Origin of the sequence: Yeosuana aromativorans (assembly GCF_014646655.1) — a bacterium.
GTDB lineage: Bacteria > Bacteroidota > Bacteroidia > Flavobacteriales > Flavobacteriaceae > Yeosuana > Yeosuana aromativorans.
Genome location: NZ_BMNR01000010.1, coordinates 15,027 through 30,029, shown reverse-complemented (window position 1 = coordinate 30,029; position 15,003 = coordinate 15,027). Strand labels below are relative to the sequence as shown.

At 31.5% G+C, this 15,003-nt stretch carries 18 protein-coding genes; 9 read left to right on the top strand and 9 right to left on the bottom strand.

Annotated features, from left to right (window positions below):
- The first annotated feature begins 1 nt into the window (after position 1).
- The 7 genes from IEW94_RS15795 to IEW94_RS15765 all read left to right on the top strand — a co-directional run bounded on the left by IEW94_RS15795 (position 2) and on the right by IEW94_RS15765 (position 6,187).
- Positions 2 to 1,129 (top strand): alpha/beta hydrolase family protein, encoded by a 1,128-nt coding sequence (locus IEW94_RS15795; RefSeq protein WP_229669553.1) that lies wholly within the window; start codon positions 2 to 4, stop codon positions 1,127 to 1,129.
- A 26-nt stretch (positions 1,130 to 1,155) separates the two neighbouring features.
- Positions 1,156 to 1,620 (top strand): nuclear transport factor 2-like protein, encoded by a 465-nt coding sequence (locus IEW94_RS15790; RefSeq protein ID WP_188654860.1) that lies wholly within the window; start codon positions 1,156 to 1,158, stop codon positions 1,618 to 1,620.
- A complete protein-coding gene (locus IEW94_RS15785) occupies positions 1,586 to 2,821 on the top strand; it encodes an MBL fold metallo-hydrolase (RefSeq protein ID WP_188654858.1) in 1,236 nt (411 codons plus the stop codon). Before IEW94_RS15790 ends, IEW94_RS15785 begins: the two co-directional genes overlap by 35 nt.
- A 76-nt stretch (positions 2,822 to 2,897) precedes the next feature.
- Complete coding sequence (locus tag IEW94_RS15780; RefSeq protein ID WP_188654855.1) at positions 2,898 to 4,106, top strand: alpha/beta hydrolase-fold protein; 1,209 nt, start codon at positions 2,898 to 2,900, stop codon at positions 4,104 to 4,106.
- The gene (locus IEW94_RS15775; protein ID WP_188654853.1) at positions 4,103 to 4,762 is read left to right on the top strand and encodes an SDR family NAD(P)-dependent oxidoreductase; all 660 of its coding nucleotides are present in this window, start codon (positions 4,103 to 4,105) and stop codon (positions 4,760 to 4,762) included. Before IEW94_RS15780 ends, IEW94_RS15775 begins: the two co-directional genes overlap by 4 nt.
- 110 nt (positions 4,763 to 4,872) lie before the next feature.
- Complete coding sequence (locus IEW94_RS15770; RefSeq protein ID WP_188654852.1) at positions 4,873 to 5,175, top strand: hypothetical protein; 303 nt, start codon at positions 4,873 to 4,875, stop codon at positions 5,173 to 5,175.
- A 106-nt stretch (positions 5,176 to 5,281) separates the two neighbouring features.
- Positions 5,282 to 6,187 (top strand): carbohydrate kinase family protein, encoded by a 906-nt coding sequence (locus IEW94_RS15765; RefSeq protein WP_188654850.1) that lies wholly within the window; start codon positions 5,282 to 5,284, stop codon positions 6,185 to 6,187.
- 29 nt (positions 6,188 to 6,216) lie between these two features.
- Here IEW94_RS15765 and IEW94_RS15760 read toward each other — a convergent pair whose 3' ends face one another.
- From IEW94_RS15760 to IEW94_RS15725, 8 genes are all read right to left on the bottom strand, one after another.
- A complete protein-coding gene (locus IEW94_RS15760) occupies positions 6,217 to 6,792 on the bottom strand; it encodes a Crp/Fnr family transcriptional regulator (protein WP_188654848.1) in 576 nt (191 codons plus the stop codon).
- A gap of 35 nt (positions 6,793 to 6,827) precedes the next feature.
- The gene (locus tag IEW94_RS15755; protein ID WP_188654846.1) at positions 6,828 to 8,048 is read right to left on the bottom strand and encodes an MFS transporter; all 1,221 of its coding nucleotides are present in this window, start codon (positions 8,046 to 8,048) and stop codon (positions 6,828 to 6,830) included.
- 69 nt (positions 8,049 to 8,117) lie between these two features.
- Complete coding sequence (locus tag IEW94_RS15750; RefSeq protein WP_188654844.1) at positions 8,118 to 8,747, bottom strand: NAD(P)H-dependent oxidoreductase; 630 nt, start codon at positions 8,745 to 8,747, stop codon at positions 8,118 to 8,120.
- A gap of 1 nt (position 8,748) precedes the next feature.
- Complete coding sequence (locus IEW94_RS15745; RefSeq protein ID WP_188654841.1) at positions 8,749 to 9,483, bottom strand: GNAT family N-acetyltransferase; 735 nt, start codon at positions 9,481 to 9,483, stop codon at positions 8,749 to 8,751.
- A gap of 6 nt (positions 9,484 to 9,489) precedes the next feature.
- Positions 9,490 to 9,939: a DMT family transporter gene (locus IEW94_RS15740; RefSeq protein WP_188654839.1), complete on the bottom strand. Its 450-nt coding sequence runs from the start codon at positions 9,937 to 9,939 to the stop codon at positions 9,490 to 9,492.
- A gap of 10 nt (positions 9,940 to 9,949) precedes the next feature.
- On the bottom strand, positions 9,950 to 10,351 hold the full coding sequence (locus IEW94_RS15735; RefSeq protein ID WP_188654837.1) for a DoxX family protein: 402 nt from the start codon (positions 10,349 to 10,351) through the stop codon (positions 9,950 to 9,952).
- 11 nt (positions 10,352 to 10,362) lie between these two features.
- Positions 10,363 to 10,983 carry a hypothetical protein gene (locus tag IEW94_RS15730; RefSeq protein WP_188654835.1) on the bottom strand — a complete coding sequence of 207 codons (621 nt, stop codon included), beginning with the start codon at positions 10,981 to 10,983 and terminating at the stop codon, positions 10,363 to 10,365.
- A gap of 75 nt (positions 10,984 to 11,058) precedes the next feature.
- A complete protein-coding gene (locus IEW94_RS15725) occupies positions 11,059 to 11,646 on the bottom strand; it encodes a Crp/Fnr family transcriptional regulator (protein WP_188654833.1) in 588 nt (195 codons plus the stop codon).
- 361 nt (positions 11,647 to 12,007) lie between these two features.
- Here IEW94_RS15725 and IEW94_RS15720 point away from each other — a divergent pair, with 361 nt between their 5' ends.
- On the top strand, positions 12,008 to 12,628 hold the full coding sequence (locus IEW94_RS15720) for a carbohydrate-binding family 9-like protein (protein WP_188654831.1): 621 nt from the start codon (positions 12,008 to 12,010) through the stop codon (positions 12,626 to 12,628).
- A gap of 1 nt (position 12,629) precedes the next feature.
- Here IEW94_RS15720 and IEW94_RS15715 read toward each other — a convergent pair whose 3' ends face one another.
- On the bottom strand, positions 12,630 to 13,673 hold the full coding sequence (locus IEW94_RS15715; RefSeq protein WP_188654829.1) for a substrate-binding domain-containing protein: 1,044 nt from the start codon (positions 13,671 to 13,673) through the stop codon (positions 12,630 to 12,632).
- Between the two features lie 214 nt (positions 13,674 to 13,887).
- Between IEW94_RS15715 and IEW94_RS15710 the strand changes: the two genes are divergently transcribed.
- Positions 13,888 to 14,988 carry a mevalonate kinase family protein gene (locus tag IEW94_RS15710; RefSeq protein ID WP_188654827.1) on the top strand — a complete coding sequence of 367 codons (1,101 nt, stop codon included), beginning with the start codon at positions 13,888 to 13,890 and terminating at the stop codon, positions 14,986 to 14,988.
- Positions 14,989 to 15,003 lie beyond the last annotated feature (15 nt).

Genomic DNA, 15,003 nt, shown 5'->3' with positions numbered 1-15,003 from the left:
AATGAAGATTAATTACCTAAAACAAAAATCACATGACATGAAAGACATTATAAAATTATTTGGGATAATCGGAATTTTTACAATTACTTTTTCTTGTTTGGCAAATAACAGTTTTCAAAACAAGAACTTAGAGATAATTGACTTAATTATTAAAACAAAAGAGGTCCAAATAGGCGGTACCCTTACTATACCAACAAATCTTAAAACGTCATCCCTAGTTATAATGCTTTCAGGAAGTGGAGACCAGGATAGAGACGAAACATTAGAAGGCTTTAAAATAATGAAAGTTATCGCCGAACATCTAGCTTCTCAAGGAATCGCATCTTTTCGTTATGACGACAGAGGTGTAGGTGAAAGCACAGGGGATTTTGTAAACAGTACCATTGAAGACCATTTAAAGGACTTGGAAAACATAATGAACTATTTTAAAACTAGCAAAGAGCATACCTTTCATGATTTTATATTGTTTGGACATAGTCAAGGAGGTATTCTTGCTGGAAAAGTTGCTGTAAACAATAAGTCAGTAAAAAAAGTGATTTTGATGGCTGCTCCTGCAGTTCCGCTGTTAGAAGTTGTTTTGTATCAAGTAAGGCAGGAATATGAGGAGACTACTATTCCTAAATCATTGATTGAAGCGGATGTATCAGCACACAATAAATTGATGAGAGCTATAGAAGATGATAAAAATATAAATAAAGCTTACCGTTTATTCAAAGATACTACGGAATCTATTTTATATAAAATGTCGTCTACCGAGGGAATGGTTGATAGTTTAAAAATGAAACAGGAAGCAACCTCTAAAGCAAATGAATTCAAAATTATTTATGGGTTGCCATCACTTACGTCGTTTCTTTACCACGACCCTTCAAAAGATTTAGAACAATTAAAAGTCCCAGTACTAGGCCTATTTGGAGGTTTAGATTTTCAGGTTCCTCTTGAGCAGAATAAGGATCGAATGGAAAACGCCCTTCTAAAATCAGGGACAGATTATCATTTCATCACATTTGATAATGCGAATCATTTTTTCCAAAAAGCAAAAACGGGGAAAAGAAGTGAATATGCAACACTTGAAAAGAAATTTGTAGAGGGTTTCTTAAATGAGATTTCATCTTGGATTCTTGAGAACTAATTTAAATGGAATTAAAAATTAAAATCATGAAACTAAAATTTATCATTCTAATAACACTATTGTTTAGCGGCCTTAACTTGGCACAAGCACAGGAAAATAAATTGACTACACATAAAGATTCGCTAAACCATGTGTTAAATCAATATTACAAGTTAAACCTAAAGGTATTTCAAAAAAACTCCACCTTAAAAGACATCGATAACATCTTTGAACTGTTCACCGACGATTTTACCTATGTACACCCAAAATATGGAGGGGTTTATGCAAGAGAGGATTTATATAATGGGTATAAACGCAATCAAGACAATGGAGGTTATGATGGAAGTGTTGTAGATATAAAAATCGAAAATACCATTTATGGCTTAAATGCCATTACAGTAAGCAAACGCTTCATCACAAAAGAAAATGGTAAAATGGTTGAAGGTGACGAACAAATGGCACTTTTCGAGTTTAAGAATGGAAAGATTTTTAGGATTAAAGAGTATTGGTAGAATGCAGTCTTTTAGGCTAAATAAAAAAGTATTGAAAGTTATTAAATTCATAAGTGTAATATGCCTATGTGCTGTTTTTTGGACGACTCCACTTTTTGCACAAGCTAAATATGATGTTAAAAAAGTAAATGAGAACGTCTATATTTTAACGCAACTATGGCAAGGCAATGCCAATGTTAATTTAGGCGTGGTCATAGGCAAAGATCAAGTGTTGCTTATTAATGTCATGATGTTAAATAGTGCAACAGCTTTGGAACAAGAAATCCGGAAAATTACAGATTTCCCGATAACCTATGTCATCAATAGCGATTCAGATCCATATAACCATCATGCCAATGCCTATTTTGCAAATAAAGGTGCCACTATAGTTTCGCATTACAATATGAAGTATTCACGAGCTTATTACGACGTCCTTTTTAAGGATTCTATATCTATTCCTATAGGTGATGAGGTGGTTACGGCATACCATACACCCTCACATACCCTTGATCATATTGATGTTCATTTAGAAAAAAGCAATGTGTTGTTTATGAGTGATGGTTTTAGGACTAATTGGCTAACCTATACTGGCCCGAATGGATTGGAAGGTGTTGTGACAGGAATAAATAAGGCAATTTCATTGAGTGACGAAAATACCATCATAGTTTCAGGAAATACGTCCAAAAATCCTCATTTCTATTTTGGCAGCAAAAAACAACTGATTGCAAATAAAGAGATTTACACCAAATTTGCCAAACGTGTAGGCCAGCTATATGAAACAGGATTAAAGGCAGAGGAAATGTCCATGGATGTTGAACTCAATGCTATTGTCAGGGATTTAGAGGCCTATCCAATTTTAGGACCTTATTTAAAATATCAAATTCAAGAATTGTTGGAGGTAGATTTTAGCAAAGGTTATCAATTGACAAATAATGAACTGATGGCTTATGTTGGGGTTTACAAATTAACAGATGGGAAGGTGATTGAAATTGTTCTTAAAGATGGAAAACTATTTGCAATACAGAAAGGTGCCTTTTATTTTGAACTGAAACCCATCTCTAAAGACACATTCGACTTTAAAGGATCGACGTCCAATGACTATATAAAATTTAATTGGTCACCTAGTGGGGAACTATTGGGCCTGTCGCCAATTTTGGAAAACAAGGGCTGGTGGTCTACTATTATAACTCAAGGGATTTATAAAAAAATCAGTAGTATATAATTTTATGAAGAGTAGCCTTTATAGCAATTTCGAAAATAATATGACAAAAATCCATTACATAATAATTCTACTTTTAATGATAAGCCAAGTGGTATCTCAAAATTTAAATGAAAGAAAAGAATTTTGTAATTCAATAATTCTAAAATCCAATATTTTACAAGAGGAACGAGACATCCAAATTTTTTTACCATCTAATTACTATAAAAGTTTAAAAAAATATCCAGTTCTTTATGTAATAGATGCCCAACGCTATTTTTTGAACGGCATTGTATTTCAGCAAAATCTTACTTGGCAAGAAATCACACCAGAATTTATTGTTGTTGGAATTAATACAGACTCCGAAAAAAGACGTAATCTGTTCAATAAGGAGTCTTCAAAATTTATTCAATTTCTGGAAGAAGAATTGATTCCTGAAATAAACGTAAAATATAGAACAATCGATGAGAGAATTTATTTTGGTTGGGAAATGGCAGCAGGACTCGGTGTTGAGATATTTACAAACAAGCCTACTCTTTTTAATGGTTTTCTTTTGGCAAGTCCTACACATATTTCAAAGGACCGCTTAGAAATGGTAAGCGGAATGTTAAAAAACAACACACAACATAATTTAAAACTATATGTGGCATTAGGAAGTTTTGAAAATTGGGCAATAGAATCTATGTCTTCCTTAGATTCTATTTTTCAAAGTTATCCATCAAAAAAAATAGAATGGAAATACAATCTTTCAGATAAAGAGAATCATTATACAACTCCATTGACTACTATAAATGAAGGGTTAAAACTGTTTTTTAATTACTATGGACCAATCCGGTTTTATTCAATTAAAGAGTTTTTAGACTTTGGCGGTATTGAAAGCCTTAAAAAGCATTATCAAGTAAGAGGTAAAAAATATCAAGTTTCAGAAGAGATTCACCCTGACACAAAACACTATCTTTTATTACAAGCCCATAAAGAAAATAATCTTGTAATTTTTGAAGAGTTAATGAGGGAAATTGATGGGAAAGATTTTATTAAAAATTATTATAGACAAGCTAGGTGGTTCAATAATTTTGCTAGCTTTTATCTTGAGAATAATAAATTAGAAGATGCTCTTGAAATTTTAGAATTAGGACTTGATAAATTTCCTGACGCTTCGATTTTGCATTTTGCAAAAGGAAATTATTTTAAGGCTATTGGAAGAATGAAAGATACAAGGAAATGGTATAAGAAAGCAGTGCAAATTGCTCGAATGAATAATGAACCAGAACTAGAAAAGTTTATTACAGAACTAAAAAGAATATTATGAAACACGGAATAGTTACAGGTAGCAGTAGAGGTATTGGTTTAGCAACGGCTGAATTGTTAACAAGCAATTCAAATACTAAAGTTATTGGAACTTCTACTTCTGGGAACCACACGTTAAATCGACCAAACTTTCAATGTTTAAAACTCGATTTATCCAATAGTGATTCCATTATCAAATTTGTAGAGAATTTAGGAGATGTAGAATTAGATTTTATAGTCAACAATGCTGGAATTTTACTTGAAAAATGGGATGCTTCAGCAATTAATATGAAACAGTTAAAACAAACCTTTGCCACAAATGTATTTGGTACTATTGAACTAACTGAAAAACTCCTTCCAAGATTAAATTCTAAAGCACATATCATTAATATAACTTCAGATTGGGGTTCTTTTAGTGAACAGAATTTTGATGCTTTTCAACCGCATTATAAAATGTCTAAAGCAGCATTAAATATGTACACAAAATTATTAGCAAAACGATTAGAGAATCAGGATATAACCGTGTCATCTTTAGATCCTGGTTGGACCCAGACCGATATGGGAGGAAAAGTAGCTCCTCGATTGCCTAAGGATGTAGCAGCTGATATTTTAAATTTATTAAACAATGAAGTAGAAACTGGAAAGTTCTGGCATCAAGGTAAGGTTAGAAAATGGTAGTTGAATATAGAATGGTTCTTAACTAAAGTCAATGAATAAATTTTAATCCCATAATACTTTTGCGTCATAATAAAAATAAAATGATGAATATTAAAAAAGTATTACTTGGGATGTTAGTTTTCGTGTCAATTTCATCCTGTTCTGTTCAACAGTTTCCAGTTAACACAGAAACACAACCATTTGAAAATGGTGGAAAAGTGTTTGGAGAAAAAACAAAGGAATTAACCTTTAAAAAAACAAGTGATTTGCACTTACTTGGCATCAATGTAAAAGAAAGTAATGTGGAAGCACTTGTTAGCGAATTGGATGCTGAAAAGTATACCATAGAAACAAAGTCTAGTTTATGGCTTCGAATCCTTTCATTAGGAATGGTAGATCATAAAACTGTAAAAGTAATTAAAAGAGAAGAGTAGTATCCTTGATTAATAGCAACTATTGAGATGCTCTGGAATTTTTTTCTAGAGCACTCTTCTCAAAATAAAATTTAAAGAAAAGACATATATACGTAAGATATATGGTATGGGAGTCAAAAGTAAAAAAATATTTGTTTGTGGGGGAGTTTCTTACAATGCAGTAATTACCTTGCCAGAGTTTTTCAAGCCAAAGCCTCAAACTATTCATTTTTGCGAGTATAATGAAACCATAGGTAATACAGGAGCCGGGAAAGCCTTGTCACTTTCTAAATTGGGTTTTGAGACTCTTTTGCATACCTTAATAGGGGCAGATGATTACGGAAATAAAGTGAAGTCATATTTAAACCAACCAAATCTTGAGGTTGTTTATGAGGTTGACCCTAAAGGAACAGAAAGACATTTAAATTTATTAAATTCAAAAGGGGAGCGTATTTCTATATTTACCAATCCAAACTCTGAAAACCCAATAATTGATTATGAACAATATAAAAGAAGGATTAAATCATCTGATTTAGTTGTGATTAATATTTCAAATTACTGCAGAAATTTTATACCTGTTTGTAAAGCATTAAATAAAGATATTTGGACGGATTTACATGATTATGATGGAATTAACATATATCATCAAGATTTTATAGATGCATCTGATTATATTTTTTTTAGTTCTGAAAATATTAAAGACTATAAATTATTTATGGTACAAATGATTCAAGCGGGGAAAAAACTTGTTGTTTGTACTCATGCTAACAATGGAGCAACAGCATATACCCAAAAAAAAGAGTGGATTTATGAACCTGCTCTACTAGATTTTGAATTCGTAAATAGTAACGGTGCTGGTGATAGTTTTTTCTCTGGGTTTCTATTTGCCTATTCGCAAGGTAAAACAATACATGAATGTATGAAATATGCAACTATTGCCGGGGCCTTGTGTGTTAATACAAATGAACTTGTTTCTGAAAATTTAAACAAAAGAAAACTCGAAACAATTTACCTAGAATACTATCAGATATGATATAACAATTCTTAGGATATTCGAGCAGCTTATTTTTTAGCCACACGTTTTCTGATCCTGCTCAGTGATTCGGGTTTTATGCCTAGATAGCTTGCAAGATGGTATTGTGGAACACGTTGTATTAGATCGGGTCTGGTTTTTAGTAGATTTTTATAACGAGTTTCTGGGCTAGAAATAATAAATTTTGCTAATGCATCTTGTTGTTCGCCAAAATCATCTTCCATTGACATTCTGCATAAAGATTCATATTTCGGAACGCGCTCAAATAATTCTTGCTCCTTGTCATAATTTAAAACCGCTAATCTACAATCTTCAATACATTCAAAATAATGATTGGCAGGTGTCTTGTTTTTATAACTTTGCAATGATGAAATAGATTCATCTTCTACATAAAACTCGGTGGTTCGTTCTTCACCATCAATGATATAATATTTTCTAACACATCCTTGAATAACAAAATATGAATCTCTGGAAATCTGTCCTTCCCTTAAGAGAATAATACCTTTTTTAAATTCTTTAATTGGAATACATTCAGAAAAAGCAAAAGCCTCTTCATCTGAAAGTTCAAGATATCTAGAGATTAATTTTACGATTTCATTTTGCATTGAATACCTATTAGCCTGGACCAAGTTAGCAAATGTTATGTTAACAAACAACGGTCCTTGACTGCAGTATTGTTTTTTGGGTTTATGTTTGGCAGCAAGAAACAAACAACTCCAATTAAGGGAAGAAATGAACATAATTGATACACATAACCAATGGACTTAAAGTCTGCCAATAGTCCAATGAGCGCTGATCCTATGGCAGCAACTCCAAAAGCAAACCCATAAAACAACCCCGATATCACACCTAGCTTTTGAGGCAATAATTCTTGGGCATAGGACATAATTGCAGGAAAGGCCGATGCCATTATTAATCCAATAATTACCATTAGGACATCTGTATAAAACAAATTTGCATAAGGTAAGCACAGTATAAATGGTGTCGCACCAAAAACAGAAAACCATATAACATATAAACGGCCGAATTTGTCACCTAATGGTCCCCCAAGAATAGTCCCCAACATGTATGAAAATAAATAAATAAAAAGATGTGTTTGCGATTGTTCAATGGTCAGATTAAACTTCTCGATTAAGTAGAAACTATAATAATTTGAAAGGCTTGCGGCATAAATAAATTTTGAGAAAATTATTAATAATAATATTCCAATTATAATTTTTAATTTTCTCTTAGAAAACGAGATACTTGTCATTGAATGTTCGTTAAACCTATAAGAAATCTTGGTTTCTAAATGCTTTTTATACCAAGCTGTGATTTTTTTTAGAAGAAAAAGACCGATTATCAAAGGAAGTATAAAGATGTTTACATATTGTTTTGAGTTAGGTAGAACCAAAATTGTTACTAATATGGGAGCAAGAGCTGTTCCTAAGTTACCACCTATTTGAAATATCGATTGTGCCACTCCAATCTTTCCTCCTGAAGCCAAATTAGCAATACGACTGGATTCAGGATGAAAGATCGCTGATCCTATTCCTATTAGAATGCAGGATACAACTAAGTAAGCAAAACTGAAGGCATAAGACAACAATATGACTCCAGATATTGTTAGGACCAATCCATAAATTTGTGCATAAACTTTAGGGTTTTTATCTGTATAATAGCCTACCAAAGGTTGTAAAATAGAAGCACTAAATTGAAATGCAAAGGTTATGAATCCAATTTGCCCAAAAGAAAGTTGAAAGCTTTCTTTTAACAAAGGAAATATTGAAGGTATTATTCCCTGTATCAAATCATTAATAAGATGTGAAAAACTTATTAAATAAATAATGTGAAAAGAGTTTTTTGAATCAATGACCTGCATAATTCTTCAATTTATTATAATGCTATTCAAAAAATGAGATTCCTTAAGGAGTGAAGAATCTCATTGATTTTAAATTTCTTGAAACAATAAGTTGAATGGTTTTCTAACTTTTTTTGCGCCTATAGTATGGTCCTCCTGGTGTCTGTAACCTACCGGAGCAATAACAACAGCATTGAGACCTTGGGCTTCAAGATTTAAAATTTTGTTATAAGCTTCTGGTTCAAAACCCTCCATAGGGCAAGCATCTATTTTTAATTCGGCACAAGCATTTAAAAGATTTCCAAGTGCAATATAGATTTGCGATTTTAACCAACTTGTTTTTTCTTCTTGAGATTTTTCAGCTAGTTTAGTTTTTATAAAATCCCCATAACCATTTAATCGTTCTAGATCCAAGCCCCTTATTTCTGCTGTTTGTTTAATAAAGTCGTCAATAGCATTATCAGATACATCTATGTAATTACAGAAAACGAACAAATGAGAGGAATCCGTAATCTGACTTTGATTCCAAGATACTGGTTTCAATTGCTCTCTAATTTCTATATTTTCAATGATTAAAACTTTATACAGTTGTAATCCATAAGACGAAACTGATAATTGAACCGCTTCTTTTAATTTTTCAAGATCATCTGATGAGACTTTTTTCGTAGTATCGAATTTTTTGGTGGCATATCGCCATTTTAAATTTTTTAATAGTTCCATTTTATTGTGTTTTTAATTTGTAGTTTCTCATTATAAATTCTGTTGTAAATCCCATTTTTTCATACATGTTTTTTGCCATTTTTGAGGCCTGCAAGGTTGCGAGGTTGCATCCTTGTTCTAATCCTTTGTTAAGTACCCTGTACATTATTTGTGTAGCATACCCCTTACCTCGCATATTAGGTAATATGCCAAGACTATGTATGCCAATTGTAGCAAGTGTTTGATGAGTAATAACAGTTCCTACAATATTTTCTTGATCATATATTAGGTAGTAGTTTATATGATGATAGGTTTTATTAACGGTTTCTTCTGAAATTTGATATCCAAATGCTTTTTGAAATGATTGACTCCATTTTTTGGAATCTTCAATATTGGTGATTAGTTTTAAATTTAATTTTTTTGAAGTCTTTAATTTGTCTTTAATTTTTGAAGACATTCCGAATTGTATTGAGGATTCATCAAAGCCATGATTCTCAAAAATAATTTTGTTCTGTTCACTAAAATCTATATCAAAATGAGAAAAAGTGAGACCATCCAATTCTGATTTTAAAAGAAGTTTAATTTCATTTAAAACTTTAGGGTCATGGGTTTTTTTCAGCCAAATCTTATTAGGCCATTGCGAGTTAGGTATAAAGCAATAGCCTATATTTTTGTCTTCATTATAGGTATTGAAAGGTTGCGTTGCATTTTTCCACAATGAAGTTAGGTTTGTAATATTTGATTGTATTGTTTCCATAATTTATTATTTAATATTGAAAAGTATAATACCTGTTACCATAGCAATGGTTCCTACAAGTCTTTTGGTAGTAATAGGTTCTACGGGTAAATTGAGCCAGCCATATTTTCCAGCGATTAATGAAAAAATGAGCTGTCCACAAAGCCCAAGAGCTATCATTTTTGAAATTCCAATTTTTGGAATGTTATAGAAGTAAATAGCTATACCTAGTACACTAAACAAGCCACCAATAAACCACAAGTACCATGGTACTTGTGTTGTTGTAATATTTTGAATGCTCTCTTTGCTTAATAACAATAAAATCAAGCATCCAAATACTACACTACTTATAGAACTTGCAATCACAGCGAGAATAGGCTGCTTTAAAGTGCTGCCCAATTGAGCATTAAATCCGGCTTGGACTGCTAAAAAAACACCTCCTGCTAATCCTAATACTGATAAAAAAAATAGTCTCATAGCTATGCTGTTAATCCCATTTATTATTTGTTGAAAGAGCATACTTGCCAGCACCCATAAAAAACATAGCAATGCCAAACATCATATAGATAAAAATTAATCCTATTGACCAACCACCGTGATCATTTAAGCTTAACACGTCTGGAAGTCGGTCCATTAATATTGCCACGAAGCAATTAATAGCGAAGGCAAGTCCTGCTAGTTTAGTTCTATATCCAATAATGATGAGAATAGGTGCAATAAATTCGCCAACAAAAACGCCATAGCCTAAAAATGTAGGAAGGCCGTATTGTTCAAGCAAACCATTAATATATTCAATACCAAAGTTTAATTTGCTTATCCCATAGATTAGCATTGTAAATGCAATACTTATTCTTAAAAGTAATAATCCAATGTGTTGTTTTGTGTTCATAATTTTAATGTTTAAAAGTTATATTTTATAAATAATCCAAAGTTTTCAAGAGTTTTTTCTGCTTTGATAAATTGGTCTAGATTTAATGCTATTCCTGTAATAAGTTGTTTCTTTTTAACGCCAATACGCAGCTGTTGAATGCCTCTATCTAACACTTTCAAATTGGTATTAACTACCACAAATAGATTTACATAAGCTTGGATATTTTTAGTCAGGCTTGGCGTATAATTCATCGATAAAGTTTGCTCTAGAGTAAATCCATTTTGATAGGTACTACCTATAGCATAACTCAGTTTAAATTCTGGAACGGTGTATTGGTATTGTGAAGTAAGGGTTGCAAATGCTCCTGGGTTTTTAACACCAAAAGCAGCATTAGCTTTAAAGTGATTATTCAATTTATATGACAACGTGTTTCTAATAAAAAAGATGTTATTCCTATCATTAGTATACTCGGTATCAAATAGCGATACATTATTAAGAGACCATGTGTCATTAATTTTAAATCCAATAACATGCTGATAGCTAGTAGAACGATTTCCTAAAACCATTTCCGGATAGAAATTAACACTTTGTGCATTTGATGCTAGTGTTTCAAATATGATAAAAACTGTTAAGTTTAAATATCGTAACATAACCCATTTATTATTGTATGGGTCAAAATTATAGTGAAGCTAAAAGAAAAAACTTAAGGTATCTTAAGAATGGAATTAAGAGTGTTTTTTTCGCAAATAACTTAAAAATTCTGGGGTGACTCCTAGGTAAGAAGCAATGATGTATTGAGGTACGCGTTGTTCAATATTTCGATACGATTTTCTGAAATTATCATATCTTTCATAGGCATCATCGCTCATACTGTCGATGACACGTTCTTGAACAGCGACATAGGCATTTTGAATTTTAATACGAAAGAAATTAGAGATTTCAGGCACTTCAATATAGAGTTTCTCTAGTTCAAGTCTCGGTAATTGTATAAGCAATGTTTTTTCTAATGCTTGAACATACATTCTAGACTTTTTGCGACTTAAATAACTGTATAAATCATTGATCCACCATTCTTCAATTCCTAATTGCAAGGTATGTTCTTGAGCATTTTCATCTAAATAATAACTACGCATACAACCTTGAACAATAAAATTCATAGAATCAGCTGTTTCTCCAGGTTCAATTAAAAATTCTTTTTTATTTAATTCATTAAAGACAATAATGGAGGACAATTTTTTAATAACATCGTTATCAAGAATAACATCCTGATTGATGTGATTAATGAGTAACTGAATATGTTGATTATTATTCAAATTGTATTAGAAATTTAAATCTTTCATATTTATAATATCAAAAATACAAATTTTGTATTTTGAATCATTTTAATCTATTTGCATAATAATTGTACCGTTTTTGTATCGTTTACATTTAAACACCTTTAAATAAATAAAAGTTACTTTCTGCATCGGGCAAATAGTTTAAAATACTTGTTCTGTAATTTATACAATGTAAAATACTGGACTATAGTTGACTGAGTAAATTTATCTCATTTCAAATTAATAGGACAGTATTTTTCGTTTACTCTAGTGTATATGTTAATCAATTATATAATAAAATTATTGGTTATTTTTATCAAAATTTTTATAATTCCAGATAGAGGTGAGAGTATATAATGTGAATAATATTCCTTTAAATCAATTAATCATTACAGGAAAAGCTGACAGTAATTTATGGGAAAGGGCTTGTTTTTTAAGAGATTTCCATTCTCCTTGGAAAGAGATTAGGAATACGGAAACCAAATTTAAAGCTTTATGGGATGAGGACTATTTGTTTTTTTTATTTGAAGTTATTGATAATAACATTCATATACATAGAACAGACAATAGTTTTAATAGTATAAATATTTCAGATAGAGTAGAGCTGTTCTTTCGACCAGATTCTTCACTTAATCCTTATTATTGTTTAGAAATTGACCCAACTCCCAGAATTATGGATTTCAAAGCATGTCCAGATAAAGATTTTGATTTTAACTGGAATTGGCCCCATAATGATTTGATTGTAAAATCTTCTTTAAACCCAAAGGGATTTTGTGTTGAAGGTAAAATAAGCATATCTTCTTTAAAAAAATTAAATTTAATTCAGGATGGTAAAATAGAAACTGGTATTTATAGGGCAAAATATTATAAAACAAAAGATTCTACTTATGAACCGGTTTGGTTAACCTGGGTTGATCCACAAACAGAAACCCCAAACTTTCACATTTCCTCTTCTTTTGGAGTTTTAAGACTAAAGTAGGTTAGTTTTCTATATATGAATCTAAATTTTCAGAATTTACTATATCTATAGGCAATAGTTTTTGGTTCGGAATATCTTTATTAAACAAAAAATGTTCAACTAAATAAGTTAGTCCTAGATAGGTTTGTGATTTAGATCGTTGGTGTATTAAAAATGAGATGGCGTTGCTTTTTAATAAACTAACATTTTTATTTAAAAGATCATAACCAATTATTTTCAAATTTTTATGTTTTCTTTCTTGGAGTACTTCTACTACGTTAAAGACTTTGGATGTTGTCACAAATATACCGGAAACGTTTTTTTGAATGTTTAAAAAGTCGTTTAGTGATTTGTGGAGGCTTTCTTTATCAGCATTAAAAGTCAATAAATTATATTCAAAATGTCCTAAATTCTCAAAGTAATCTCTAAATCCCTTTTCTTTCTTCTGCATGTGAGTTGCATTGTTAAAAGGTTCATCCAAATGACAAATAACAATATCGGTCTTTTTAGGAACAATCATTTCCATTAATCGTGCAGCAACTCTGCCACTTTGATACAGGTCTTGTCCGACAAAATTTACAGCTTCTTTTAAATTTATTTGATTGTTAAAGATACTTACAATTATTCCAGCGGATTTATACCTATTTGCTATACTAATACTTTCTTTATAGAAAATAGGTGGAAATAAAACAGCGTCAGGGGATAAGTTTATTACGGTATTGTTTACATTCTGAAACGATTTCGTACTGTGGGGACTGTAATAAAACAATTTAATATCTACCAAGAAAGATTTGAATTCTTCAATGGCTTGGTTTACACCATCTACACAAGGCTTCCAAAAACTATCCTCATCCGGATTTGGCAGCACAACATAAATTTTATAGATTTTATTGTTCTTTAAACTTCTAGCTATCGGATTGGGCTGATAATCAATTTCCTCAAGTAATTTTGTTACTTTATCCAGGGCCTTTTGAGACACTTTTCCTCTGTTGTGTATAACTCTGTCAACCGTCCCTTTTGAAACTCCTGCCAATTCAGCAATATCTTTAATGGTGTATTTTTTCATAATGAGCAAAGATATAAAAACTTAAGATTGGTATTACAAAAATGTGCTCGAAAACACTTTTTTTATGTGTTCGAGCACATTTTTTGTTGATTTTCTTTTTTATTAAAAAATAATTAAATACATTCGCTTTATAACTTAATCAAAATTTGACAATTTTTTAACCAAAAAGTAAACTGTTTTAGTTTTAAAAAACAAAAAAATAGATCCCAATTAAATGAGAAAAATAATATCATTAGCACCTGGAAGAACATGTTTATTTGGTGACCACCAAGACTATTTAGGATTACCTGTTATTGCTTGTGCCATCAGCAGAAATATTAAACTAACAGCAATTGAAAATGGATTAAGGGTTTTTAAAATCAACAAACCTGATGTAAACCAAAAAAGAATTATCAATATTGATGATGAGGTTGTCCATATTGAAAAAGGTGATCATTTGTTGTTTGCCCTTAGGGTTTTAAAGCGATATGGTTGCATACCAGATAAAGGTTATGATATTGAAATAAAAGGAAACTTACCTATAAATGCTGGGACGTCAAGTTCCTCAGCCGTTGTGGTTTCTTGGGTCAATTTTTTAATTGAAGCTTTTGGGATAAATGTTGAGGTAACTCCAGAAATCATATCGCAAATTTCATACGAGGCAGAAGTTCTTGAGCAAGGAGCGCCCGGAGGCAAAATGGATCAATACAGTATTGGGGTTGGAAACGTAGTATATCTAGAGACAGGTGATGATTTTTCTTGCCAAGTAATCAACACTCCAATACATGGTATCATAATAGGAGAATCTGGTATTCCAAAAGAAACTGTTGGTCTCTTGGGCGAATTACGAGAAAAAACATGGCTTGCCATACATAAAGTAAAAAATGGAATCCCAAATTTTGATATAAAACAGGCTAAAAAAGAAGATTTACAAGCGTATTTAAATTATGTACCAGATAATCTACAAAGCTATTTATATGCCGCTATTACCAATCACGATATAACACAAAAAGCACTTGCAGAATTTACAAAGGATCAACCAGATTTTAAGAAAATAGGTGAGCTAATGAATCAACACCATAAAATATTGAAGGATGTTTTGGGAATTACTGTTCCAAGAATTGATAATATGATACAAGGGGCCTTGGATGCTGGAGCTTACGGTGCAAAAATAGTTGGATCTGGCGGTGGCGGTAGTATTGTGGTATTAGCTCCTAAAAACAAAGAAAGCCAAATTATTGATGGTATAAAAAATGCTGGTGGGATTGATGCTTACGAGGTAAGTGTAGATTCTGGAGCGAGAATAATTAAAACATCAAAAGAGATAAAAGTGTGAATCTTGAATAGTTTC